The sequence below is a fragment of the Paenibacillus sp. genome (assembly GCF_035645195.1).
Classification (GTDB): domain Bacteria; phylum Bacillota; class Bacilli; order Paenibacillales; family YIM-B00363; genus Paenibacillus_AE.
On record NZ_DASQNA010000018.1, the window covers coordinates 113,781 to 136,872 of the forward strand.

A 23,092-nucleotide genomic window follows, 5' to 3' on the forward strand; every position below is an offset into this window, starting at 1 on the left:
ATGCGATAACGGTGTTTCTATGCAAGGGGCGGAACCATTTTACAGGGCGGGACGAGGTATGATATAGTTACTTTTGGCTTCGCGCTTTAGAAAATTGTTCGAAATTTCGTCATGTTTGGAGGGAGCAGCATTCTCCCAAAAAGCGGGCGAGTCTTTATAATAGTAGGATGTAAACCGTTTGAGGGGGAAGACAGTGCATGTACAAGTGGATTATGGCGGTGCTCTTTTTCGGGTCGGCCGCGCTTGGCGTCGGCATCTTGTTTAACGAGCTTCCGCAGCCGCCGAGTGAAGAAGAATTAGCCGAAGCGGCGAACACGCTCGAAATCGTGGCAAGCAACTGGGAATTCGATCAGCAGGAGTACGTCGTCGAAGCGGGCTCCACGATGACGGTCAAGCTCGTGAACGATCAAGGGGTGCACGGAATTAACATCAGCGGCCTCGGCGTCGATTTGCAGGGCGCGCACCTGTCCCAAGAAGTGACGTTCGGCGAACCGGGCGAGTACGAAATCACTTGCATCGTTCTGTGCGGCGAAGGCCACGCGGAAATGAAAGCGAAGATTGTCGTTCAGTAAATAGGGAAAAATAAAAACAGCACCTTAGCGGCGCTGTTTTTTCTTTTCGCGAAAACGGGGGGCGACGTAGTTTCGCTTGCGGTCGCGGTAAAAAATCCAGCCGCCGATGAAGGCGACGCCGAGGATAAACAGCAGCAGACCCGCGAGAAACGACAGCCACGGGAACGCGCCGGGGCCGAACGAGGCGAACACCGCGTTCTTCATCAGCAGAAAGCCGTACGTCGCGGCCCAGCCCGGGATGACGAGCAGCAGCACGGCGATGAAACGCGAAAACTTCGTAGGCATGGTGAGATAGTTCCTTTCCATACATGTCGTCTTATTTTACCCTATCCCGGCATCGCGTAAAAAGAGTACAATAAACAAAGAGTCTAACAAATTCATGAACGAATATTTAGCGTCATAGACTCATAGTACAGGCATGCGGTTAGCCTATTATTTGGAGGATCTATCATTGACTCGTACATACGATATCGTAGTGCTCGGCGGCGGTCCGGGCGGGTACGCGGCGGCGATTCGCGCGGCGGAGCTCGGCAAGTCGGTCGCCATCGTGGAGAAGGCGGGGCTCGGCGGGACATGCCTGCATAAGGGATGCATCCCGAGCAAGGCGCTGCTGCGCAGCGCAGAAGTGTATCAAACCGTAAAGCGCGGGGAGGAATTCGGCATCGTCGCCGGCGGAGGAGCGGAGCCGTTCATCGACTTCGCCCGCGTGCAGGCGCGGAAGGCCGCCGTCGTCGAGGAGCTGCACCGCGGCTTGCAGCTGCTCATGAAGAAGCATAAGATCGACGTATATTACGGGAAGGGACGGCTGATGGGCGCCTCGATCTTCTCGCCGCAGACGGGCACGATCGCGGTCGAGACGGCGGACGGCGAGCCGGAGACGCTCGTCAACGAGCGGCTCATCATCGCCACCGGCTCGCGCCCGCGCGTCATTCCCGGCCTCGAGCCGGACGGCCGCTTCGTGCTGACGAGCGACGAGGCGCTCGAGCTGCCGGCGCTGCCGCAATCGATCGCGATCGTCGGCGGCGGCGTCATCGGCGTCGAATGGGCGTCGATGATGATCGACTTCGGCGTCGACGTCACGCTGCTCGAAGCGGCGGACCGGCTGCTGCCGACCGAGGAGGAGGACGTCTCGCGGGAGATGGCCGCGGCGCTGACGAAGCGGGGCGTCCGCATCGTCACCGGCGCGAAGGTGCTGCCGGAGACGCTGCGGAAGCGCGAAGCGGGCGAGCGCACCGAGGTGCGCATCGAGGCGGAGCGCGGCGGCGAGCGGATCGCCGTCGAGGCGGAGACGCTGCTCGTCGCGGTCGGACGAGCCCCGAACATCGAAGGCATCGGCCTCGAGAACGCGGACGTGGCGCTTGAGCGGGGCGCCATCCGGGTGAACGGCTGGATGCAGACGAGCGAGAAGCACATCTACGCGATCGGCGACGTCGTCGGCGGTCTGCAGATGGCGCACGCGGCGACCCGCCAGGGCGTCGTCGCGGCGGAGCATATTTGCGGCGCCGCGCAGCGTCCGTACGACGCGGCCGCCGTGCCGCGCGCCGTCTTCTCGCACCCGGAAGTCGCGTCGATCGGCCTTACGGAGGCGCAGGCGAAGGAAGCCGGCCGCGACGTCGCCGCCGCGAAGCTGCCGCTGCGCGCCGCCGGGAAATCGGTCGTGTACGGCGAGCCGGGAGGCTTCGTCAAAATCGTCGCCGACCGGACGACGAACGACGTGCTCGGCGTTCACATGATCGGGGCGAAGGTGACGGAACTGATCGGCGAAGCGTCGCTCGCTCAGCTGGTCGAAGCGACGCCGGGCGAGCTGGGCCAAGCGATCCGCCCGCATCCGACGCTGTCGGAGGCGGTCATGGAAGCGGCGCAGGCGGTTGACGGTCGTATCGCGGGACGGTAAGATGAACGAAAGGGGATTATGACCTGGTCATAATACTCGGTGCTAAGGAGGCGATCCGGTGATTGACGAAAAGGCGTTGAAAAACGGTCAGTCGAAGCATGCGCAAGTAGGCCTCAGCGACGACGATGTCATAAACATGTACATTACGATGGTGAAGGCGCGCAAGTACGACGAGCGCGCCACGGTGCTGCAGCGCGCCGGGAAGGTGCCGTTCCACGTGTCCGGCGTCGGCCAAGAATGCGCTCAGGTCGCGGCGGCGTTCGCGCTGCGGCCCGGCACCGATCTGTTCTTCCCGTACTATCGCGACTACGGCTTCGTGCTGTCCGTCGGCATGACGATTCGGGAGCTGATGCTCGCCTTGTACTTCAAGGCGGAGGATCCGAACAGCGGCGGGCGGCAGATGGCCGGCCATTTCGGCTGCAAGCGGCTCGGCATCTTCACGGGCTCGAGCCCGGTGACGACGCAGGTGCCGCACGCCGTCGGCGCGGCGTACGCGGCGAAGCTGCGCGGCGAAGAGAGCGTCGCGTTCGTGACGTTCGGCGAAGGCTCGAGCAATCAGGGCGACTTCCACGAGGGCTGCAACTTCGCGGGCGTCCATAAATTGCCGGTCATTCTCATGTGCGAAAACAACCGATACGCGATTTCGGTGCCGGAGAGCCAGCAGGTCGCGGGCCGCATCGTCGACCGCGCCATCGGCTACGGCTTCCCGGGCGTCCGCGTGGACGGCACCGATCCGTTCGAGGTGTACGCGGCCGTGAAGCAGGCGCGCGAGCGCGGCCTCGCGGGCGAGGGCCCGACCTTGATCGAGGCGATGATGTACCGCATCTCGCCGCATTCGACGTCGGACAACGATTTGCTGTACCGGACGAAGGAAGAAGTCGAAGAGCATAAAGCGAAGGACGGCCTTCCGAAGCTGAAGGCTTATTTGATCGAGCAAGGCCTATGGGACGAAGCGCGGGAAACGTCGCTGCTCGAGGCGATTCGCGCGGAGCTCGACGAAGCGACGCAGTACGCCGAGCAGGCGCCGTACCCGCGTCCGGAAGATACGCTGTTGTACGTCTACGGCGACGACGACGCGAGCGGGAGGAGCTGAAGCGCATGGCGACGATGAAATATTTGGAGGCGATTCGCGCCGCGATGCACGAGGAGATGGGGCGCGATTCGCGCGTGTTCGTGCTCGGCGAGGACGTCGGCAAGGGCGGCGTGCTCAACGCGACCAAAGGGATGCGCGACGCCTACGGGCCCGCGCGCGTGTTAGACACGCCGCTCGCCGAATCGGCCATCGCGGGCGTCGCGATCGGCGCGGCGATGCACGGCATGCGGCCGATCGCGGAAATGCAGTTCGCCGATTTCGTGTTCCCGGCGACGAACCAGATCATCTCGGAAGCGGCGAAAATCCGCTACCGTTCCAATAACGATTGGCATTGCCCGATCGTCGTGCGGCTGCCGTACGGCGCGACGGGCGGCGGCGCGTTGTACCATTCCCAATGCCCGGAGTCGGTGTTTTTCGGAACGCCGGGGCTGAAAATCGTGGCGCCGTCCACGCCGTACGACGCCAAAGGGCTCATGCTCGCGGCGATTCGCGACGCGGATCCGGTGCTGTATTTCGAACATAAGAAATGCTATTTGTCGATCTCGGGCGAAGTGCCGGAGGGCGATTACGTCGTCCCGATCGGGAAGGCGGACGTGAAGCGCGAAGGCGACGACCTGACGGTCATTACATACGGCATGACGGTGCATTACGCCTTGGCCGCCGCGGAGCAGCTCGCGGAGGAAGGCATCAGCGCCCACGTGCTCGATTTGCGGACGCTGCAGCCGCTCGACAAGGAGGCGATTCTCGCCGCCGCGTCGAGAACGGGCAAGGTGCTGATCGTGCACGAGGACAATAAGTCGGGCGGCGTCGGCGCGGAAGTGTCCGCGATTATTGCCGAGGAGCTGCTGTTCGACCTCGATGCGCCGATCATGCGGCTGTGCGGCCCGGACGTGCCGGCCGTCGGGTCGAGCCCGACGACGGAGAAGTTTTTCTTGCTGAACGCCGACAAGCTGAAGGAAGCCATGAGAACCTTGGCGTTGTACTAGAGTCGGTGCGAGAGGAGAGCGAAGATGAGCGATACGAAAACGATCGACGGCATCCCCGGCATCGCCGTGACGGTGCCGCACCTCGCGGAGAGCCTCGTGTCGGCCACCGTCGGCAAATGGTTGGTTGCGCCGGGGGATTACGTGAAACAATATGATGTCATTTGCGAGCTGGTGACGGACAAAGTGACGACGGAAATGCCGTCCCCGGTGGAAGGCGTCGTCACGCATCTGCTCGTGAAGGAAGGCGTGGAGGCGGCCGTCGGCGAGCCGCTGTGCATCTTGGCCGGCGCGGACGCGGCGAACGCGGCGCAGGCGCCTGCGTCCGCGCCGTCGGCCGCAACGGGCGGCGGGACGCCGCCTACGTCCGGCGCGGGCGCGATGCGCCGCCGGTATTCGCCGGCGGTGCTGACGCTCGCGGCGGAGCACGGCATTCGGCTCGACGAGGTCGATATCGTCGGCACCGGGCTCGACGGGCGCATTACGCGCAAGGACGTGCTCGCGTTCGTCGCCTCGGGCGCTCACAAGGCGCAAGCGGCGCGGCCGCAGGCGGCTTCGCCGGCTCCGGCTGCGGCGCCGCCCGCCGCCGTCCACGCGGAGTCGGCTCGTCCGGCCGAAACGCCGGTCCGTACGAGCGGGCTCCACCTGTCCGAAGAGCCTCGCATTCCGTCGATCGAAATCGAGCAGGGCAACGAGCGCGAATATTTGATCGACGTCACGCCGGTCCGAAGCACGATCGCGAGCCGCATGCGGCAGAGCGTCAGCGAAATTCCGCACGCGTGGACGATGATCGAAGCGGACGTGACGAACCTCGTCAATTTGCGGAACAAGGTGAAGGACGAGTTTTTCAAGCGGGAAGGCGTCAACTTGACGTACATGGCTTTCATGCTGAAGGCCGTCGTCAACGCGATCAAAGACTACCCGATCATGAACTCCGTGTGGGCGGTCGACAAAATCATCGTGAAGCGGGACATCAACGTGTCGCTGTCGGTCGGCACCGAAGACAGCGTCATGGTGCCCGTCATCAAGCAGGCGGATCGGAAAAACATCGCCGGCCTCGCCCGCGAAATCGACGAGCTCGCGCGCAAAACGCGGGCCGGGAAGCTGACGCTGTCGGATATGCAGGGAGGCACGTTCACGGTCAACAACACCGGCTCGTTCGGCTCCATTTTGTCGTATCCGATCATCAACTACCCGCAGGCGGCGATCATTACGTTCGAATCGATCGTGAAGCGCCCGGTCGTCATCAAGGATATGATCGCCGTCCGATCGATGGTGAACTTGTGTTTGTCGCTCGACCACCGGATTCTCGACGGCGTCATTTGCGGCCGGTTCCTGCAGCGAGTGAAAGAAAACTTGGAAAGCTTCGACGAATCGACCAATCTCTATTAATTAGGCGCCGAAGAAGCTGACGCCCATCAACAGCGTAGACACGATCATCGAGATCAGCGTCGCCCAAACGACGACTTTGATCCATACGCGATTACCCATAGCGAAACAACGCTCCTTTCGATGATGAACAAGCTTTAAGCCTGTATCCATTGTAACGCAACGACTTGACGGGAGGAAACCGAAAATGGTGGTGCAACAGCGACTGATCGACGAATTTTTCGAGCTCGTCCGCACCGACAGCGAGACGAAGCACGAGCGCGAAATTTGCGACCTGCTGATCCGAAAGTTTACGGAACTCGGTTTGGACGTGTACGAGGACGACACGGCGGCGAAAACCGGCCACGGGGCGGGCAATCTGTTCGCGACGTGGGCGGCGACGCCGGGCATGGAGGACGTCGCGCCGTTCCTGTTCACGTGCCACATGGATACGGTCGCGCCGGGGAAAGGCATTCAGCCGCGCCTCGACGACGACGGCTTCATCCGCAGCGACGGGACGACGATTCTCGGCAGCGACGATAAAGCGGGCCTCGCGGCCATCTTCGAAGCGATCAAGGTCGTGAACGAAAACAACGTCCCGCACGGGCGCATCCAGTTCGTCATCACGTCCGGGGAAGAGAGCGGCCTCGTCGGCGCGCGCGCGATGGATCCGAAGCGTCTCGACGCGAAATACGGCTACGCGCTCGATTCGGACGGCAAAATCGGCGAAATTTGCACGGCCGGCCCGACGCAGACGAAAATGCGCATCACCGTCGTCGGCAAATCCGCGCACGCGGGCGTCAATCCGCAGGACGGCATCAGCGCGATCACGGTGGCGGCGAAGGCGATTTCGCGCATGCCGCTCGGCCGCATCGACCACGAAACGACCGCGAACATCGGCCGCTTCGAAGGCGGCGGCGAGACGAACGTCGTCGCCGACCGCGTCATCATTACGGCGGAGGCGCGCAGCCTCGTGAACGAGAAGATGCAGGCGCAGGTGCAGAAAATGCGCGACGCGTTCGAATCGGCGACGAAAGAGTTCGGCGCGACGTACGAGTTCGAAGAAAATTACTTGTACCCGGCCTACAAATTCGACGACGACGCGCCGGTCGTGCGCGTCGCGGCCGACGCGTTCGATGCGCTCGGCATCCCGTGGAGCACGTTCCCGTCGGGCGGCGGCAGCGACGCCAACATGTTCAACGGCATGGGTGTGCCGACGGTCAATCTTGCGATCGGCTACGAGCACATCCATACGACGAAGGAGCAAATCCGCTTGTCCGATCTGATCGGCGCGGCCCGCATGGTCGTGGAGATCGTCCGGCAATCCGTCAAGGTGAAAGCGTAAGCGAACGCGCGTCAGAAAGGCCGCCTCCGGAAGAGAGCATCTCTTCCGCGAGGCGGCCTTTTCGCGCCGAAGCCGGCGTTACACCATCGGATACGAGCGGTAATCGCCGACGATCCGTTCCGCGCCGGCGCGTCCGGGCGAAACCGAAGCCGGCGCGCCGGACGCCGCGTTCGATTCGAGACCGAAGAACGCGGCCTCGGTCCGCGCGCGGAGCATGGCTTGAAGCGAGACAGCATCTCCGGATTCCCGGCGAAGCTGGCGAAGCTTCCCTCGAATTTGCCATGCTTTGCCGACCAGCCGCATCTGTCGGTCCCCGTAGTAGCTTTTCATAGTTTCAGCGCACCCTTCGTTTGATCTGGTATAATCACCGTATGCGCGAATGAGACGACTTATGACGGGGAGGCTATCCAAGAGTGGAAACGAAACCTATGGATTTGACGGAACGCACGATTTCGACAAGGCCGATATTCAACGGCCGCATTATATCGCTGCAAGTGGACGAAGTGACGCTGCCGAACGGCGGGACCGCGACGCGGGAGATCGTGAAGCATCCGGGAGCGGTGGCGGTCATCGCGGTAACCGGCGGCAAGCTGCTCGTCGTCGAGCAGTACCGCAAGCCGCTCGAGCGGCTGCAGGTCGAAATTCCGGCGGGCAAGCTGGACGGCGGAGAAGATCCGGCGGAAGCCGCGAAGCGCGAGCTGCGGGAAGAGACCGGATACGACTGCGAGAAGGTCGCGCTGCTGCATTCGATGGCGACGTCGCCCGGCTTCGCGGACGAGGTCATTCACCTGTACGTGGCCGAAGGGCTGACGAGCGGCGACGCGAGCCCCGACGAGGACGAATTCTTGAACGTCTTCGCATATACGCCCGAAGAAGCGTCGCAGGCGATCGCGGACGGCCGCATTTGCGACGCGAAGACGCTGATCGCGGTGTACGCGTGGCAGCGTTACATGTCCACAGGCAGCTGGGGAGTTTGATTCGACGTTGAACGATACAGACACATTGCGCACTTACTACGCGGACCTGCATATCCACATCGGCCGCACCGAAGCCGGGGCGCCGGTGAAAATCACCGGCTCGCGCGATCTTACGTTCTTCAACATCGCCCATGAGGCGAGCGTGCGCAAGGGTATCCACATGACGGGCATCATCGATTGCCAATCGCCCGCCGTGCAGGAGGAGATCGAGCGGTATTTGGACGCGGGCGAGATGGACGAGCTCGCGGGCGGCGGCATTCGCTACCGCGACACGACCGTGCTGCTCGGCAGCGAGCTGGAGGTGAAGGATCCCGGCTTCGGCCCGATGCACATGCTGATCTTCCTCCCGAAGCTGTCGGCGATGAAGGAATTCACCGCTTGGCTGAGCGGTCGGATGAAGAACGTGTCGCTCAGCTCTCAGCGGGTGTACGCGCTCGCGCGGGAGCTGCAGGAGGAGGCGGTCGGCCGCGGCGGCATCGTTATCCCGGCTCACATTTTCACGCCGCATAAGAGCTTGTACGGCAGCTGCTGCTCGCGGATGGAGGACGTGCTCGATCCCGCCGACGTCGCCGCCGTCGAGCTGGGCCTCAGCTCCGACACGGCGATGGCGGATACGATTCCGGAGCTGCGCCGGCACGCCTTCGTAACGAATTCCGACGCGCATTCGCTGCCGAAGATCGCGCGGGAATACAACGCGCTGCGGCTGGGCGAGCCGACGTTCGAGGAACTCGTCAAAGCGCTGCGCGGCGAAGGCGGACGGGGCATCGAAGCGAATTACGGCCTAACGCCGCAGCTCGGCAAGTATCACAAGACGTACTGCGAAAGCTGCGACGCGCTGATCGAAGCCGAAGCCGCGGCGTTCGCTAAGACGTGCCCGGCCTGCGGCGGCACGAAGCTCGTGCGCGGCGTGCATGACCGGATCGCGTTCCTCGGGCAGGCGGGGGAGCGGGACGTCCCGGTGCCGGAGCGTCCGCCGTACCGCCATCAGGTGCCGCTCGAATTCGTGCCGGGACTCGGGCCGAGGAAGCGGGAAGCGCTGCTCGCGCGGTTCGGCACGGAAATGCGCATTTTGCACGACGCCCCCGAGGCGGAGCTCGCCGATCTCGCGGGACCGGGCCCCGCCGCCGTCATCGCCGCGGCCCGGATCGGCGGCGTCGAAGTCGCTTCCGGCGGCGGCGGCAAATACGGCAAACTCAAGTAAATTGCATTCAAGGAATCTCTTACGCCCGTCATAGTTTCCCTTCTAGCTTCATATATTTGGTTACGAAGCGACATGGAAGGATGGGACTGCCGATGACGGGCGTTTTTCGTTTGTACTCCAAAGATTTGCTGCCTCTCTACTTATTTGTTTGCATCTTGTTCGTCATGGGCGTCGTGTTCGGCGCGCTGCTCGTCAATGCGCTTACGCTGCAGCAGAAACACGACGTCGCGCAATATATGAACAACTTTCTCGCGAACTATGGGGCGACAGGCGTTCCGGCGGGAACCGGCGACGCCGCCGGCGCTGCAGGCGCTGGCGCGGGCGGGGCGAACGCGGCGCCGGCATCCGCCGCGAGCGAGTCGAAGTCGCCGGCCGCCTCGGTATGGGACACGTTCGGCGCGCACGTCCGCTGGGTGTTTTTCATTTGGATTCTCGGTCTCTCCGTGGTAGGCGTGCCGATCATTTTGCTGCTCGATTTTCTGAAGGGCGTACTGATCGGGTTTACGGTCGGCTACTTGGCGGGTCAATGGTCGTGGGACGGCGTCGTGTTCGCCCTCGCCTCGGTCGCGCCGCAGAACGTCGTCGTCGTGCCGGCGATCATCATCTGCAGCGTCGCCGCCATTTCGTTCAGCAGCCTGCTCGTGAGCAACCGGCTCATGAACCGCTCCGGGACGATCAAGAAGCCGTTCGCCGCATTTTCGCTGACGGCGCTGCTGCTGGCCGCGCTCATGTTCGGCGTGTCGATGTTCGAGGTGTACGTTTCTCCCGAATTGCTGGAATGGGCCGCGCCTCGGCTGCTCGCCTCCGTTTGACGGGCGACAGTCCTCCCCCTATAATGAATAGAAGAGTCATAGAGGTGCGTGAGGGGGGACGACGCTTTGGAGGCGCGCATAGAGAAAATCAAGCAGCAGCTGCAGTCGCAAGGGTACAAGCTAACGCCCCAGCGCGAAGCGACCGTCCGGGTCCTGCTGGAGAACGAGGAGGATCACCTCAGCGCGGAAGACGTGTTCATGCTCGTGAAAGACAAAGCCCCCGAGATCGGCCTTGCTACCGTGTACCGCACGTTGGAGCTGCTCAGCGATCTTCACGTGGTCGAGAAGATGAATTTCGGAGACGGCGTCGCCCGCTACGACCTGCGCAACGACAGCGCGCATCACCACCATCACCATTTGATTTGCGTCCAATGCGGCGCGGTCGATGAAATTATGGAAGATTGGCTGGGCGAATTGGAAGAGAGACTCGAGCGCGAATTCCGCTTCGCGGTGCTCGATCATCGCCTCGACTTCCAAGGCATTTGCAGCCGCTGCCGAGACCAAGGCGTACCGGTTCCGAACCGAGCGAAGATGTAACGCGAACACTCCTTTCCGAACGGAAGAGGGGTGTTTTTATTTTGCGTTCGCCCCCCTCTCGAGGGAATAATTTCCTGTCCGTTGCAAAACAATGATAACGTGCCGCATAGGCGCAACATTACGGACGGGGGTCACGGAAACGACGATGAACACGTTAGGCGCACATGAATTGTTGGAACTGCACGAAGTATTGAGCGACGCGATCCACGGCTTGAACACGCTGAAGCTGTATCGGCCGCATGCGCGGGACAGGCAGCTTGCGGCGATGGTCGACGCCCATATGCATGCGCTGACGATGGAGTACAACGAGATGGTGCAGATGGCGCACCGAATGGGCGGCTCGCAGGCGGTGCCGATGCGCCGAAGCGCTTCGGCGGCGGGTATGGGCGCAGGCTTCGGAGGGCAGCGGCAGGCAGCGTTCCAGCCGACGTACGGACTGCACCAGCCGCAGCCGCAAACGCCGGCGTCCGGCGCCGAGGACATCGACGACGTCGACGTCGCGATCTGCCTCGTCAACTGCCACAAGCAAACGGCCTCGCTCAAAATGAAAGCGACGCTCGAAATGGCGCATCCGACGCTGCGGAGCATGCTGCAGTCGGCGGCCAACGCGTCGGCGAACATGGCGTACGAGGCGTTCCAGTACGCGAACCAGCGCGGTATGTACCAAGTGCCGACGATGAAGGACACGACGACGGAAACGTTCCTGTCGGCGTATGGCAGCGCCCCTTCCGCGTCGCAGGCGAATGCGCAGGGACAGCCGTATATGATGTAAACCAACGAGGGGAGTCGAGAGACTCCCTTTTTTCGTTGCCGGACGGCTGCGCGGCATCGTACATAATTTCCCATGGCGGAAGCAATCTAACGGGGAATAGCGAAGGGAAGGAAAGGAAGGTGTCGAATCTTTTATGGTGATATCGTTGTTCGCGAAGGAAGACAAGCGCGGGAGCGAACCGTCCGACGCCGGACGGGCGCCGGCGCGGCGCAGGCTCGAAGGCATGGCCGCGTTCGTGACCGGGGCGGGGTCGGGCATCGGCCGCGCGGCGGCGATCCGGATGGCCCAGGAAGGGGCGCGGGTGTGCCTCGTCGATTTGAAGGAGCGCAACGCGGACGCGGTGCGCGAGACGATTGAATCGCTCGGCGGGGAGGCGATCGTGACGGATACGGACGTGTCGGACCCGGGGCGCGTCGAGGAGGCCATGCAGGCGGCGGTAGACGAGTTCGGGAGGCTCGACGTCGTCTTCGCCAACGCGGGCATCAACGGGACGATGGCGCCGATCGAGACGATGACGCCGGAGCAGTGGGCGCACACCTTGACCACGAACTTATACGGCACGTTCTACGCGGTGAAATACGCGATTCCGCATTTGAAGGAAGACGGCGGCAGCATTATCATTACGAGCTCGATTAACGGCAACCGGAAGTTTAAAAATTTCGGCGGCGCGGCGTACAGCGTGTCGAAGGCGGGGCAGGTCGCGTTCGCGAAAATGGCGGCGCTCGAGCTGGCGCAATACCGGATTCGGGTCAACGCGATTTGCCCGGGGGCGATCCAGACGAACATCGGCGAAAATACGCAGCAGACGGACGAAGTCCAATCGATCGAAATTCCCATAAAATATCCCAAAGGCAGCCAACCGCTCGCGCATCGGGCCGGGCGGCCCGAGCAGGTCGCGGAGCTGGTCGCGTTTTTGGCGAGCGCCGAATCGAGCCACATCACGGGAACCGAGGTGTACATCGACGGGGCGGAGTCGCTGCTGTAGCCTAAACGCGCGGCGAGCGCCGAAGATACGGGGAGGCGCGTCAGGATGCGCGCGGATGCGCGGAGAAGCGCAAGGAGCCCAGAGGAGGAATGCGAACGTGATCGTAGGGGTGCCGAAGGAAATCAAAAATAACGAATACCGCGTCGCGCTGACGCCGGCGGGGGCGGCGATGCTGGCCGCCGCGGGACATACGGTCGTCGTCGAGGCGGGCGCCGGCGCGGGCAGCGGCTTCGAAGACGCCGACTACGCGGCGGAAGGGGCGCGCGTCGAGCCGTCGGCCGACGCCGTCTGGGCCGAAGCCGACATGATTCTGAAGGTGAAAGAGCCGCTTCCCGAGGAGTACGGACGGTTCCGGGAAGACCAAATCTTGTTCGCCTATTTGCACCTCGCCGCGGCGGGGGACCTTACCGACGCGCTGATCGAAAAGCGAGTGTCGGGCGTCGCGTACGAAACGATTCAAGCGCCGAACGGTTCGCTGCCGCTGCTGACGCCGATGAGCGAGGTCGCCGGACGGATGGCGGTGCAGATCGGCGCGCGCTACCTCGAAGCGTACCACGGCGGCCGAGGCATCCTGCTCGGGGGCGTGCCGGGCGTGCCGCCGGCCGAAGTGATCGTGCTGGGCGGCGGCATCGTCGGCCTCAACGCGGCGCGCATGGCGCTCGGCCTCGGGGCGCAGGTCGTCATTATCGAGCGCAGCCCGGAACGAATGCGGTATATCGACGAAGCGTTCGACGGGCGCATCTCGACGCTCATGTCGAATCCGCACAACATCGCCAGCGCCGTTCAGAAGGCCGATCTGCTGATCGGCGCGGTACTCATTCCCGGCGCGCGGGCGCCGAAGCTCGTCACCGAAGAGATGGTGATGCGCATGAAGAAAGGGGCGGTCATCGTCGACGTCGCCGTCGATCAGGGCGGCTCGATCGAGACGATCGACCGGGTGACGACGCACAGCGCCCCGACCTACGAGAAGCATGGGGTCATCCATTACGCCGTAGCGAACATGCCCGGCGCGGTGCCGCGCACGTCGACGCTGGCGCTGACGAACGCGACGATGCCGTATGTGCTCGAGCTCGCGAACAAAGGGCTCCGCCAGGCGGCGATGGAGGATGCCGCGCTGCGAGGCGGCGTCAACGTATACAACGGCCGCGTCGTGCACCGCGCGGTCGCCGACGCCGTCGGCAAGCCGCATGTGCCGTTGCTGGACATTTTGTGAGCGGAGAGCGGTCCTCAGCCGAGGGCGACAGACATAGCGGCCGGGACAAGTTCATATGATAAGCGTATACGTGCCTATCGTTCGCGGGAGGTGGCCCGAAGTTATGATCGTACCGGCGAAACGCTGGCTTCAGCGGCTGAAATATATTCTGCTGTTCATCGCGCTCACCTACGCGATGTACCATTTGTTCGATGTCGTCACCGCTTGGATCGAGCCCGACAAATATCGGGAGCCCGGCGGACGCGCCGTCAAGGCGTTCCAATCGGAGACGCCGCTGCGGGAGCATGAGGAAACGGCGCTCGACCGGCTGCGGCTGTTTTATTGGTACGGCGAATGACGCGCGCGCAGGGCGCCGGCGGCCGAAAGGCGCGCGGCGCCTTTTTCTTTGCCGCGCCCCGGCGGCAGGAATCGATTCGCCCCGCGGCGAACGTTATAGGTCGGAGCGCGCGGAAGGGCATTCGCGCGACGCAAAGGGGCGATCGATACGTGAAACATTTGCTGCGACAGTTCATCGATTATATCGCCGTGGAACGCGGCCTGTCCCGCAATACGCTGGACGCGTACGAACGGGATTTGACGCTGTATCTCGAGTATTTGAAGGAGAACGGCGTGGACGGCGTCGAGGCGACGACGTCCGCGCATGTGCTCGGCTTCATGACGGCCGGGAAGCGCAGCGGGAAGGCGGCGTCGACCGTATTTCGGCGGCAGGTGGCGATCCGCTCGTTTTATCGGTTCCTGACGGAGGAACGCCTCATTCCCGCGGATCCGACGGCGACGATGGGGACGCCGAAGCCGGGGAAGAAGCTGCCGTCCGCGCTGACGAGCGAGGAGGTGGAGCGGCTGCTCGCCGCGCCGTCCGCCGCCACGCCGAACGGGGTGCGCGACCGGGCGATGCTCGAGCTGCTATACGCCACCGGGATGCGGGTGTCCGAGCTGCTCGATTTGAATCTCGGCAGCGTCCATACCGGCATGGGCTTCGTGAAGGCGGTCGGCAAAGGCTCGAAGGAACGCATCATCCCGATCGGCCGCATGGCGATTTCGTGCTTGAACGACTATTTGCAGGGAGCGCGCGGGAAGCTGCTGAAAGGCGGGCGCCGGGCGGAGGACGACGCTTTGTTTCTCAACCATCTCGGCGGCCGCATGACGCGGCAGGGCTTTTGGAAAATCGTCAAAAAATACGCGCTCGAGGCGGGCATCCGGAGCGAGCTGACGCCGCACACGCTGCGCCATTCGTTCGCGACCCATCTGCTCGAGGGCGGCGCGGACCTAAGGGCGGTGCAGGAAATGCTCGGCCACGCCGACATATCCACGACCCAGATATACACCCACGTCGCGAAAACGCGGCTGAAAGAAGTGTACGACCGGACTCACCCGCGGGCGAAACGGTGACGCGCCGTTTTGCATCCTTCCTGGCGGAGTGAGATAATGGAAACTGACCTATGTTCGAAGGAGGAACGCGCCTTGCGCACATTCGATAAAATTTGCATGATCGTGCTCGACAGCGTCGGCATCGGCGAGCTGCCGGACGCGGAGAAGTTCGGCGACGCCGGGGCGCACACGCTGGGGCATATCGCGGAGCGCGTGCCGACGCTCTCGCTGCCGCATTTGCGCGAGCTCGGGCTCGGCAACATCGCGGGCGTCACGGGCATCGCGCCGGTCGAGAGGCCGAAGGGCGCGTACGGCAAAATGGCCGAAACGTCCGCAGGCAAAGACACGATGACGGGCCACTGGGAGCTGATGGGCCTGAACGTGACGATTCCGTTCCAGACGTACCCGAACGGCTTCCCGCCGAAGCTGATCGAGGCGTTCGAGAAGGAAACCGGCCGCCGCGTCATCGGCAACAAACCGGCGTCGGGCACGGAAATTCTCGACGAGCTCGGCGAGGAGCAGATGAAGACGGGCGCGTGGATCGTCTACACGTCGGCGGACAGCGTGTTCCAGCTCGCCGCCCACGAAGAGGTGATCCCGCTCGAGGAGCTGTACGACGCCTGCCGCGTCGCCCGCCGCCTGACGCAGGGCGAATTCGCCGTCGGGCGCGTCATCGCGCGGCCGTACGTCGGGGGACCCGGCGCGTTCCAGCGGACGAGCAATCGTCACGATTACGCGGTGAAGCCCCCGGCGCCTACGGCGCTGAACGTCCTGAAGGAAGCCGGCAAGGACGTCATCGCGGTCGGGAAAATCGGCGACATTTTCTCGATGGAGGGCATCACGGAATCGCTGCCGACGAAGAGCAACGCGGACGGCGTCGACAAGACGATCGCCGTCATGAAGCGGGATTTCAACGGGTTGTGCTTTACGAACCTCGTCGATTTCGATTCGCTCTACGGCCATCGCCGCGATCCAGTTGGGTACGCGCGGGCGCTTGAAGCGTTCGATCGGTCGCTGCCGGCGCTGATGGAGACGTTCACGGAGCGGGACCTGCTCATCGTGACGGCGGACCACGGCAACGATCCCGTCCATGCGGGCACCGATCATACGCGGGAGTACGTGCCGATTTTGGCGTGGAGCCCGGGGCTTGCCGGAGGCGGGACGATCGGCGTGCGCGAGACGTTCGCGGACGCGGGCGCGACGATTTTGGACAACTTCGGCCTTCGCCCGATGGAGCACGGCACTTCATTTCTTAAGGAGTTGAACTGATACTTATGGCAAACGCAAACGGCAGCCTGACCGCTTCGATTCGGGAGGCGGCGGCTTACATCGCGGAGCGGACGACGATCCGTCCGCAAATCGCTCTGGTGCTCGGCTCGGGGCTCGGCGTGCTCGCCGAAGGCATCGAGGACGCCGTGTCGATCCCGTACAAAGACATTCCGCACTTCCCGGTTTCGACCGTCGAAGGCCACGCCAGCGAGCTCCTCGTCGGCATGCTGGCCGGCAAGCCCGTGCTAATGATGAAAGGCCGGTTCCATATGTACGAAGGGTACGGGCCGGAGACGGTGTCGTTCCCGGTGCGCGTCATGAAGGAGCTCGGCGTGACGACGCTGCTCGTGACGAACGCGGCCGGCGGCGTGAACGCGTCGTTCCGCCCGGGCGATCTGATGCTGATTAAGGACCATATCAATTTCATGTTCCGCAACCCGCTGATCGGTCCGAACGACTCGTCGATCGGCGTGCGCTTCCCGGATATGTCCGAGGCGTACAGCCGCAAGCTGCGCGAGCTCGCCCGGTCCGTCGGGGAGAAGCTCGGCGTCGAGTTCCAAGAGGGCGTCTACGCGGGCGTGCTCGGGCCGTCGTTCGAGACGCCTGCCGAAATCCGGATGTTCCGCGCCCTCGGCGCCGACGCGGTCGGCATGTCGACGGTGCCGGAAACGATCGCCGCGCGCCATTCCGGCATCGAGGTGCTCGGCATTTCGTGCATTACGAATATGGCCGCAGGCATGCTCGACCAGCCGCTCAGCCACGACGAAGTGATGGAGACGGCGGAGCTCGTGAAGGAAGCGTTCATTCGGGTCGTAAAAGGGATCGTCGCGGAGCTGCCGGACGCGAAAGCGTAACCGGCGCTGCACGCGGCTTAACGGGAGGATGCTATAACTGATGGCTACATATATCGAACAACTGCAAGAAGCGGCGGACGCGCTCCGCGCGAAGCTCGGCGGCCGGCAGCCGAAGATCGGCCTCATTCTCGGCTCCGGCCTCGGCGACCTCGGCGACGACATCGCGGACGCGGTGAAGGTGCCGTACGACGAGCTGCCGCATTTCCCGGTGTCGACCGTGGAAGGACATGCGGGGCAATTCGTGATCGGCGAGCTGGAGGGCAAGACGGTCATCGTCATGCAGGGCCGCTTCCACTATTACGAAGGGTATGCGATGCGCAAAGTCGTGTTCCCGGTGTACGTCATGAAGCTGCTCGGCGTGTCGACGCTCGTCGTCACGAACGCGGCGGGCGGCATGAACCGCTCGTTCCAAGCGGGCGATTTGATGCTGATCGCGGACCATATCAATCTGACGGGCGACAACCCGCTCGTCGGCGCGAACGACCCGCGGCTCGGCGTCCGGTTCCCGGACATGTCGACCGCGTACGACGCGGAATACCGCGCGCTGGCTCGCCGGCTCGCCGAGGGCGTCCGGGGCGAGAGCGGCGAGCCGCTGCGCCTTGTGGAAGGCGTCTACTGCGGCATTAGCGGTCCGACGTACATGACGCCGGCCGAGCTGATCATGCTCGCCCGCGTCGGCGGCGACGCCGTCGGCATGTCGACGGTCGGCGAGACGATCGCCGCGCGGCATGCGGGCATGCGCGTGCTCGGCATCTCCTGCATCACGGACATGGCGATCGGCGAAGAGCTCGAGCCGCTCACGCACGAGCAGGTCGTCGCCGTGGCGAACCGGACGAAGCCGAAGTTCAAGTCGCTCGTCCGCGCGTTCGTGCGCGACGTCGAGGTGTAACGCGATGCGCGCGGTCGATCTCATTCGGGCGAAGCGCGACGGAGCGGAGCTGACGCCGGAGCAAATCCGGTTTCTCATCGAGGGCTACGTCTCCGGCGAGGTGCCGGATTACCAAATGTCCGCCTGGGCGATGGCGGTGTTTTTCCGGGGTATGACCGCGAGGGAAACGGCGGCGCTGACGCTCGCCATGGCGGAATCCGGCGACACCGTCGATTTGTCGGCCGTGCGCGGCGTGAAAGTCGACAAGCATTCGACCGGCGGCGTGGGCGACACGACGACGTTGATTTTGGCGCCGCTCGTCGCGAGCTGCGGCGTGCCCGTCGCCAAGATGTCCGGCCGCGGCCTCGGCCATACCGGCGGCACGATCGACAAGCTGGAGTCGATCCCCGGTTTTCGGGTGGAGCTGTCGCAGCAGGAATTCGTCGCGCAGGTGAATCGGATCGGCGCGGCGGTCATTTCGCAGTCGGGCAACATCACGCCGGCGGATAAGCTGCTGTACGGGCTGCGCGACGTGACGGCGACGATCGAAGCGGTGCCGCTCATCGCGAGTTCCGTCATGAGCAAGAAAATCGCCGCCGGGGCCGATGCGATCGTGCTCGACGTGAAGACGGGCGGCGGCGCGTTCATGAAGACGGTCGACGATTCGATCCGGCTGGCCGAAGCGATGGTCGCGATCGGCACGGAGGTCGGCCGCCGCACGGTCGCGGTCATCAGCGACATGAACCAGCCGCTCGGCAACGCGATCGGCAACGCGCTCGAGGTGCGCGAAGCGCTCGCCGTCCTGCGCGGGGAGAGCGGCGTGTCGCCCGATTTGATCGAGGTGACGCTGACGCTCGGCGCGCATATGCTCGTGCTCGGCGGCGCGGCGCCGTCGGTCGAGGCGGCGAAGGAGACGCTGCGGGCGAAGCTCGCCTCCGGCGAGGCGCTGCGCAAGTTCGCCGAGCTGCTCGGCGCGCAGGGGGGCGATCCGGCCGTCGCGGACGACCCGTCCCGCTTGCCTAGCGCCGCGCGCGTCGTACCGGTGCCTGCGCCTCGCGCCGGCGCCGTGACCGCCATCGAGGCCGAGGCGCTTGGCACGGCGGCGATGCTGCTTGGCGCGGGCCGCGCCACGAAAAGCTCGAGCATCGACCTGTCGGTCGGCATCCGCCTGCTGAAGCGGATCGGCGACACGGTCGACGCGGGCGAGAGCGTGGCGGAGCTGCACGTGAACGCGGCGATGGGTGGCGAGGCGCTGGACGACGTCCTGCGCCGGACGGCGGCCGCGTTCGAATTGCGGGACGCCGCGGCGGCCCCGCCGCCGCTCGTCCGCGCGGTCGTGACGAAAGACGGCGTCGAGCGGTTCGATTGATGATTAAGCCTGCGTCCTTAATTGGGACGCAGGCTTTTCTTGTGCTGGAGGGAAGCTCGCCGTCGCCCGCAGGCCCCCGCACCGCTGCCTCTCGCCGGAACCGCACAAAAGTTGTGCTCTTCCCGGCGAACCGCACAAATTTTGCGCTGTCGCCGCACATCCGGCTGCCTGCCGCACCCCGCGCCGCCGCCGTCACCCGCCGGAACCGCACAAAATTTGTGCTCTTGCAGGCGAACCGCACAACAGTTGTGCAAACCCACGGTGAGTGCGGCGTGCCAAAAATTTTTTTTAAGATTAGTACAATTTCTCATTTCAATCCCGGCGCGGTTTCGGAGACGTTCGAGCTTTATTTTTATACTCTTCGAGTATACCAATTAAATAAATAAAAGTATAAAAACGGTTGACACATGCACTAAATGAGAGTTAAAAATATACTATAAACAAATATAAAGTATAAATGAGGTGTCCGACATGCTAGCAATCGAAGCCGTGCGCGTGACGAAGACGTACGGCGCTGCCCGCGGCGTCAGCAACGTCGACCTTGCCGTGGAGCCGGGCGAAATATTCGGCTTTATCGGCCCGAACGGAGCCGGCAAATCGACGACCATCCGCATGCTGATGGGGCTGTCCCGGCCGGACAGCGGCGCCATCAAGCTCCTCGGCCGGCCGGTGCGGGGAGATGCGGCGGAGCTGCGGGCGTCCGTCGGCTATTTGCCGTCGGAGGTCGAGTTTTACCCCGAACTGACGGGCGAGCAGCTGCTCGCGTTCGCGGCGCGCGCCTACGGCTTGCGGCTCGAGCGAACCCGCGCCCGCGAGTATGCGGAGCGCCTCCAATTCGACATGTCGCGCCGCATCAAATCGTATTCGCTCGGCAACCGGAAAAAGCTCGGCATCATCGCCGCCTTGATTCACGAGCCGGAGCTGCTCATCCTCGACGAACCGACGTCGGGGCTCGACCCGCTCGTCCAGCAATCGTTCTTCGAGCTGCTGCGGGAGCGGAACCGGGAAGGGGCGACGATCTTTTTCTCGACGCACGTCCTCACCGAGGTCGAACGGCTTTGCAAACGGGTGGCGTTCCTGAAGGACGGGGAAATTCGCCACGTGTCCGAGGTGGACGCCATCCCCGGGCGCAGCCGGCTGCATATCGCGGTCGCCTACCAGGAGCCCGGCAGCTTGATCGAAAAATACGAGCTGCGGGCGATCGATCCGCAAGTCTCATACCGCGACGGCGTGCATCATTTTACGGCGGAGGGGCCGGCGATCCATGAGTCGCTCCGGGATATCGCGCGCTTGCCGATCGCAGACATCGACATCCGCAAGCCGACGCTGGAAGAGTTGTTCATGGCCTATTACGAGAAGGGAGGCGCCCGCCAATGATCAAAGCGAATGTGATCCAACTGGAATGGAAGCTGGGACGGCGGGGCTTCGCGACCGCGGCGGTCGTCGTTCTGTCGTTCCTCGCGATGTTCGCCGGCGTCGCGGACATGTATACCGGAAACGAGGAACTCATGAAGCTGGTAGAATCGTATCCGCCGGCACTGCTCGCCGCCGTCGGCATCGACCCGGCCGCGCTGACGACGTTCGAAGGCTGGATGTCGACGCAGCCGTACACGTTCTACACGCTGCTGATGGGCGTCTTCGGCTCGATGTGGGCGGCGGCGTCGATCGCCAAGGAGCGGGACCGCGGCACGGCGGAGTGGCTGTTCTCGCTGCCGTACGGCCGCGCGCAAATCTATTTCTCGAAAGCGGCGGCGCATGGACTGCAGGTGACCGCGGTGTACGCGCTCGGCGTCGCGGCGACGCTCGGCGTCGGATACGCGGCGGCGGACGTGAACGAGCCCGGTAAGGTGGCGCTGCTGCTGACCGGCGGGTATTTGACGGCGCTGGCGTTCAGCGGCCTCGGCTTCGCGCTGACGGCGCTGCTGCGGTCGGAACGCTCGGCGATGGGCGCCGCGGCCGGCATCGTCGTCGTTTCGTTCCTGCTGAACATGCTGGACGGACTGCAAGGCGGCATCCGCCGGCTGGCGCAGCTCAGTCTATTCCAAGCGTTCGACAGCGGCGACATCTTGGCCGAAGGCGTCTTGACACCGCTCGGCGTCGGGACTACATTAGGGATATATATCGTCGGCTTGCTCGTCGGATGGGCGGTGTTGCGCCGTCAGGACGTGTAAAGGGGAAGCGCGGCGGCGGCAGCGAGGAGCAGGGTAAGGTGAACGAACCGAAAAAGCCGAAAGAACAGGAGAAGCGCCGAAGCATCGTCGAAACGGCGGAGCGGCTGTTTTGCAGCCGGGGCATCGCCGAGACGAGCATGGACGACGTCGCGGAGGCGGTTCCCGTCTCGAAAATGACGCTGTATAAATATGTGGGGAGCAAAGACCAGCTGCTCGATTTGGTGCTGGACGCCTTGATGGAACGCGGGCAAGAGGACTTTCGGTCGATGCTGGAAGGCGCGCCGTCCCCGCTCGAAGCGTTCAAAGCGATGGCGCAGTACCGCGGAATGGATCATATCAACGGCGCGTTCGTGAGCGATTTGATGCGGCTGTATCCGGAGAAGGCGAAGCGGATCGTGCAGCTGCAGTATCAGACCGTGACGCCGCTGATGGAACGGCTTATTTTCGAAGGCCAGCAGAAAGGCCAAATCCGCAAAGATTTGTCGCCCCACGTCGTGCTGCTGTTCATGATGGGGCTGAAAGATTTCGTCGCCCGCTCCGAGGCGATGGGCGGCCCGCTCGACGTTCGTACGGTCGGGGAGCAGCTGCTCTCGATTTTGTATTATGGCATCGTCGCCCCGGATCAGGTATAATTTATAAAAAATACGGCCGCGAAGCACGCGCCGCTCGGTTCTCTTCAGGAGAACGGGCGGCGTTTTTGCGTTTCGCGGCGCAGGAGGACACGCGCGATTGAGTACGACGGCCGCATTCGAAACCGAGTATAAAAGCTGGCTCGTAAGCTTCGCGGCGGCGGGCGCCGGAGGGAGGAGGCCGACGCGGGCGGAGCGGCTGTTCGCGCGGCGCGTCTGGTGGCCGGCGTTCCGCTCGTTCGAGCGGCTGCGCCCCGGGGAGCGGGCGGGGGACGAGCGCGCGGGCCGGTTCGAATACGCCCGCGAGCCGTTCGCCATCGCGGTGGAAATCGACGGAGGCGATCCCGCGAAGGAGGCGAACGCCGCCTCGCGGCCGGCGCGCCCGCCCGAGACAACCGGGGCCGCGCCGACGATACGCGTCGCCGTCCGGTTCTCGTACGGCGACGTGCGGGACGCTCCCGAGCGGTGCCGCGAAGCGCTGGCCGCTTTGTTCGCGCGGCTGTATCCGGAATCGATCGCGAGCGACGGCCTCGCCCCGTGCGAGCGGGAAATCGCCCGTCTGGCGCAGCAAGCGCCGCGGCCGATTACGCCGGCGGACGTCTCCCGCCTGCTGCGAGTCTGCGACAAGACGGCCCGCAAAAAGCTGAAAGCGTTGGTCGCCAAGCGGGTGCTGCGTCCCGCCGGGCGAGGCGCGGGCCGCATCCGCGCATACAAGCCCGCCGAGGCGCGGGCGACCCTCCGCTGACGCCGGGAAATTTCCCGCGAAAAAAAGGCGCCGCCGCGCCTCGAGGGCGGCGTCCTTCCGGTATAAA

The 23,092-nt window shown here is 63.9% G+C and carries 27 protein-coding genes; 24 read left to right on the plus strand and 3 right to left on the minus strand.

Annotation, left to right across the window (positions count from 1 at the left end):
• Positions 1-197 precede the first annotated feature (197 nt).
• Complete coding sequence (locus tag VE009_RS09585) at positions 198-572, plus strand: hypothetical protein (protein ID WP_325007174.1); 375 nt, start codon at positions 198-200, stop codon at positions 570-572.
• Positions 573-596: 24 nt separating this feature from the next.
• Here the strand turns inward: VE009_RS09585 and VE009_RS09590 are convergent, their stop codons facing one another.
• On the minus strand, positions 597-857 hold the full coding sequence (locus tag VE009_RS09590) for a DUF2627 domain-containing protein (protein ID WP_325007175.1): 261 nt from the start codon (positions 855-857) through the stop codon (positions 597-599).
• A 166-nt stretch (positions 858-1,023) separates the two neighbouring features.
• Between VE009_RS09590 and lpdA the strand changes: the two genes are divergently transcribed.
• The 4 genes from lpdA (at position 1,024) to VE009_RS09610 (ending at position 5,934) form a co-directional block, all read left to right on the plus strand.
• Complete coding sequence (lpdA, locus tag VE009_RS09595) at positions 1,024-2,466, plus strand: dihydrolipoyl dehydrogenase (RefSeq protein ID WP_325007176.1); 1,443 nt, start codon at positions 1,024-1,026, stop codon at positions 2,464-2,466.
• Between the two features lie 136 nt (positions 2,467-2,602).
• Entirely contained in the window at positions 2,603-3,559 is a 957-nt protein-coding gene (locus VE009_RS09600; RefSeq protein WP_414694820.1) for a thiamine pyrophosphate-dependent dehydrogenase E1 component subunit alpha, read from the plus strand.
• Positions 3,560-3,564: 5 nt separating this feature from the next.
• Positions 3,565-4,545: an alpha-ketoacid dehydrogenase subunit beta gene (locus VE009_RS09605; RefSeq protein ID WP_325007177.1), complete on the plus strand. Its 981-nt coding sequence runs from the start codon at positions 3,565-3,567 to the stop codon at positions 4,543-4,545.
• 24 nt (positions 4,546-4,569) lie between these two features.
• Complete coding sequence (locus VE009_RS09610) at positions 4,570-5,934, plus strand: dihydrolipoamide acetyltransferase family protein (protein WP_325007178.1); 1,365 nt, start codon at positions 4,570-4,572, stop codon at positions 5,932-5,934.
• Here the strand turns inward: VE009_RS09610 and prli42 are convergent, their stop codons facing one another.
• On the minus strand, positions 5,935-6,033 hold the full coding sequence (gene prli42 / locus VE009_RS09615; protein ID WP_325007179.1) for a stressosome-associated protein Prli42: 99 nt from the start codon (positions 6,031-6,033) through the stop codon (positions 5,935-5,937).
• Positions 6,034-6,118: 85 nt separating this feature from the next.
• Between prli42 and VE009_RS09620 the strand changes: the two genes are divergently transcribed.
• On the plus strand, positions 6,119-7,255 hold the full coding sequence (locus tag VE009_RS09620) for a M20/M25/M40 family metallo-hydrolase (protein ID WP_325007180.1): 1,137 nt from the start codon (positions 6,119-6,121) through the stop codon (positions 7,253-7,255).
• Positions 7,256-7,333: 78 nt separating this feature from the next.
• On the opposite strand, the gene mciZ is transcribed toward VE009_RS09620, so the two are convergent.
• Complete coding sequence (gene mciZ / locus VE009_RS09625; protein ID WP_325007181.1) at positions 7,334-7,585, minus strand: Z-ring formation inhibitor MciZ; 252 nt, start codon at positions 7,583-7,585, stop codon at positions 7,334-7,336.
• Between the two features lie 98 nt (positions 7,586-7,683).
• Between mciZ and VE009_RS09630 the strand changes: the two genes are divergently transcribed.
• From VE009_RS09630 to VE009_RS09715, 18 genes are all read left to right on the plus strand, one after another.
• Entirely contained in the window at positions 7,684-8,232 is a 549-nt protein-coding gene (locus tag VE009_RS09630; RefSeq protein ID WP_325007410.1) for an NUDIX hydrolase, read from the plus strand.
• 7 nt (positions 8,233-8,239) lie between these two features.
• Complete coding sequence (locus VE009_RS09635) at positions 8,240-9,433, plus strand: endonuclease Q family protein (protein WP_325007182.1); 1,194 nt, start codon at positions 8,240-8,242, stop codon at positions 9,431-9,433.
• 92 nt (positions 9,434-9,525) lie between these two features.
• Positions 9,526-10,245 carry a stage II sporulation protein M gene (gene spoIIM / locus VE009_RS09640; RefSeq protein ID WP_325007183.1) on the plus strand — a complete coding sequence of 240 codons (720 nt, stop codon included), beginning with the start codon at positions 9,526-9,528 and terminating at the stop codon, positions 10,243-10,245.
• Between the two features lie 66 nt (positions 10,246-10,311).
• The gene (locus tag VE009_RS09645; protein WP_325007184.1) at positions 10,312-10,782 is read left to right on the plus strand and encodes a Fur family transcriptional regulator; all 471 of its coding nucleotides are present in this window, start codon (positions 10,312-10,314) and stop codon (positions 10,780-10,782) included.
• Between the two features lie 145 nt (positions 10,783-10,927).
• Positions 10,928-11,554 carry a spore coat protein gene (locus tag VE009_RS09650; protein ID WP_325007185.1) on the plus strand — a complete coding sequence of 209 codons (627 nt, stop codon included), beginning with the start codon at positions 10,928-10,930 and terminating at the stop codon, positions 11,552-11,554.
• Between the two features lie 223 nt (positions 11,555-11,777).
• Complete coding sequence (locus tag VE009_RS09655) at positions 11,778-12,539, plus strand: SDR family NAD(P)-dependent oxidoreductase (protein ID WP_325007412.1); 762 nt, start codon at positions 11,778-11,780, stop codon at positions 12,537-12,539.
• A 97-nt stretch (positions 12,540-12,636) separates the two neighbouring features.
• Positions 12,637-13,752 (plus strand): alanine dehydrogenase, encoded by a 1,116-nt coding sequence (gene ald, locus VE009_RS09660; protein WP_325007186.1) that lies wholly within the window; start codon positions 12,637-12,639, stop codon positions 13,750-13,752.
• 103 nt (positions 13,753-13,855) lie between these two features.
• A complete protein-coding gene (locus VE009_RS09665) occupies positions 13,856-14,089 on the plus strand; it encodes a DUF4227 family protein (RefSeq protein WP_325007187.1) in 234 nt (77 codons plus the stop codon).
• 149 nt (positions 14,090-14,238) lie between these two features.
• On the plus strand, positions 14,239-15,141 hold the full coding sequence (gene xerD / locus VE009_RS09670) for a site-specific tyrosine recombinase XerD (protein WP_325007188.1): 903 nt from the start codon (positions 14,239-14,241) through the stop codon (positions 15,139-15,141).
• Positions 15,142-15,177: 36 nt separating this feature from the next.
• Positions 15,178-16,389: a phosphopentomutase gene (locus tag VE009_RS09675; protein ID WP_325007189.1), complete on the plus strand. Its 1,212-nt coding sequence runs from the start codon at positions 15,178-15,180 to the stop codon at positions 16,387-16,389.
• 5 nt (positions 16,390-16,394) lie between these two features.
• Positions 16,395-17,243, plus strand: a complete 849-nt coding sequence (locus VE009_RS09680) for a purine-nucleoside phosphorylase (protein WP_325007190.1) — start codon at positions 16,395-16,397, stop codon at positions 17,241-17,243.
• A 40-nt stretch (positions 17,244-17,283) separates the two neighbouring features.
• Positions 17,284-18,132, plus strand: coding sequence for a purine-nucleoside phosphorylase (locus VE009_RS09685; RefSeq protein ID WP_414694809.1), 849 nt, complete (start codon positions 17,284-17,286; stop codon positions 18,130-18,132).
• Between the two features lie 4 nt (positions 18,133-18,136).
• Positions 18,137-19,480, plus strand: coding sequence for a pyrimidine-nucleoside phosphorylase (locus tag VE009_RS09690; RefSeq protein WP_325007191.1), 1,344 nt, complete (start codon positions 18,137-18,139; stop codon positions 19,478-19,480).
• Positions 19,480-19,866: a hypothetical protein gene (locus tag VE009_RS09695; RefSeq protein ID WP_325007192.1), complete on the plus strand. Its 387-nt coding sequence runs from the start codon at positions 19,480-19,482 to the stop codon at positions 19,864-19,866. Before VE009_RS09690 ends, VE009_RS09695 begins: the two co-directional genes overlap by 1 nt.
• Positions 19,867-19,951: 85 nt before the next feature.
• Positions 19,952-20,857, plus strand: a complete 906-nt coding sequence (locus tag VE009_RS09700) for an ABC transporter ATP-binding protein (RefSeq protein WP_325007193.1) — start codon at positions 19,952-19,954, stop codon at positions 20,855-20,857.
• Positions 20,854-21,651 (plus strand): ABC transporter permease subunit, encoded by a 798-nt coding sequence (locus VE009_RS09705; RefSeq protein WP_325007194.1) that lies wholly within the window; start codon positions 20,854-20,856, stop codon positions 21,649-21,651. The genes VE009_RS09700 and VE009_RS09705 overlap by 4 nt, the downstream gene beginning before the upstream one ends.
• A 38-nt stretch (positions 21,652-21,689) precedes the next feature.
• Positions 21,690-22,283 (plus strand): TetR/AcrR family transcriptional regulator, encoded by a 594-nt coding sequence (locus VE009_RS09710; RefSeq protein ID WP_325007195.1) that lies wholly within the window; start codon positions 21,690-21,692, stop codon positions 22,281-22,283.
• Positions 22,284-22,380: 97 nt separating this feature from the next.
• Complete coding sequence (locus tag VE009_RS09715) at positions 22,381-23,025, plus strand: hypothetical protein (protein WP_325007196.1); 645 nt, start codon at positions 22,381-22,383, stop codon at positions 23,023-23,025.
• The last annotated feature ends 67 nt before the right edge of the window (positions 23,026-23,092 follow it).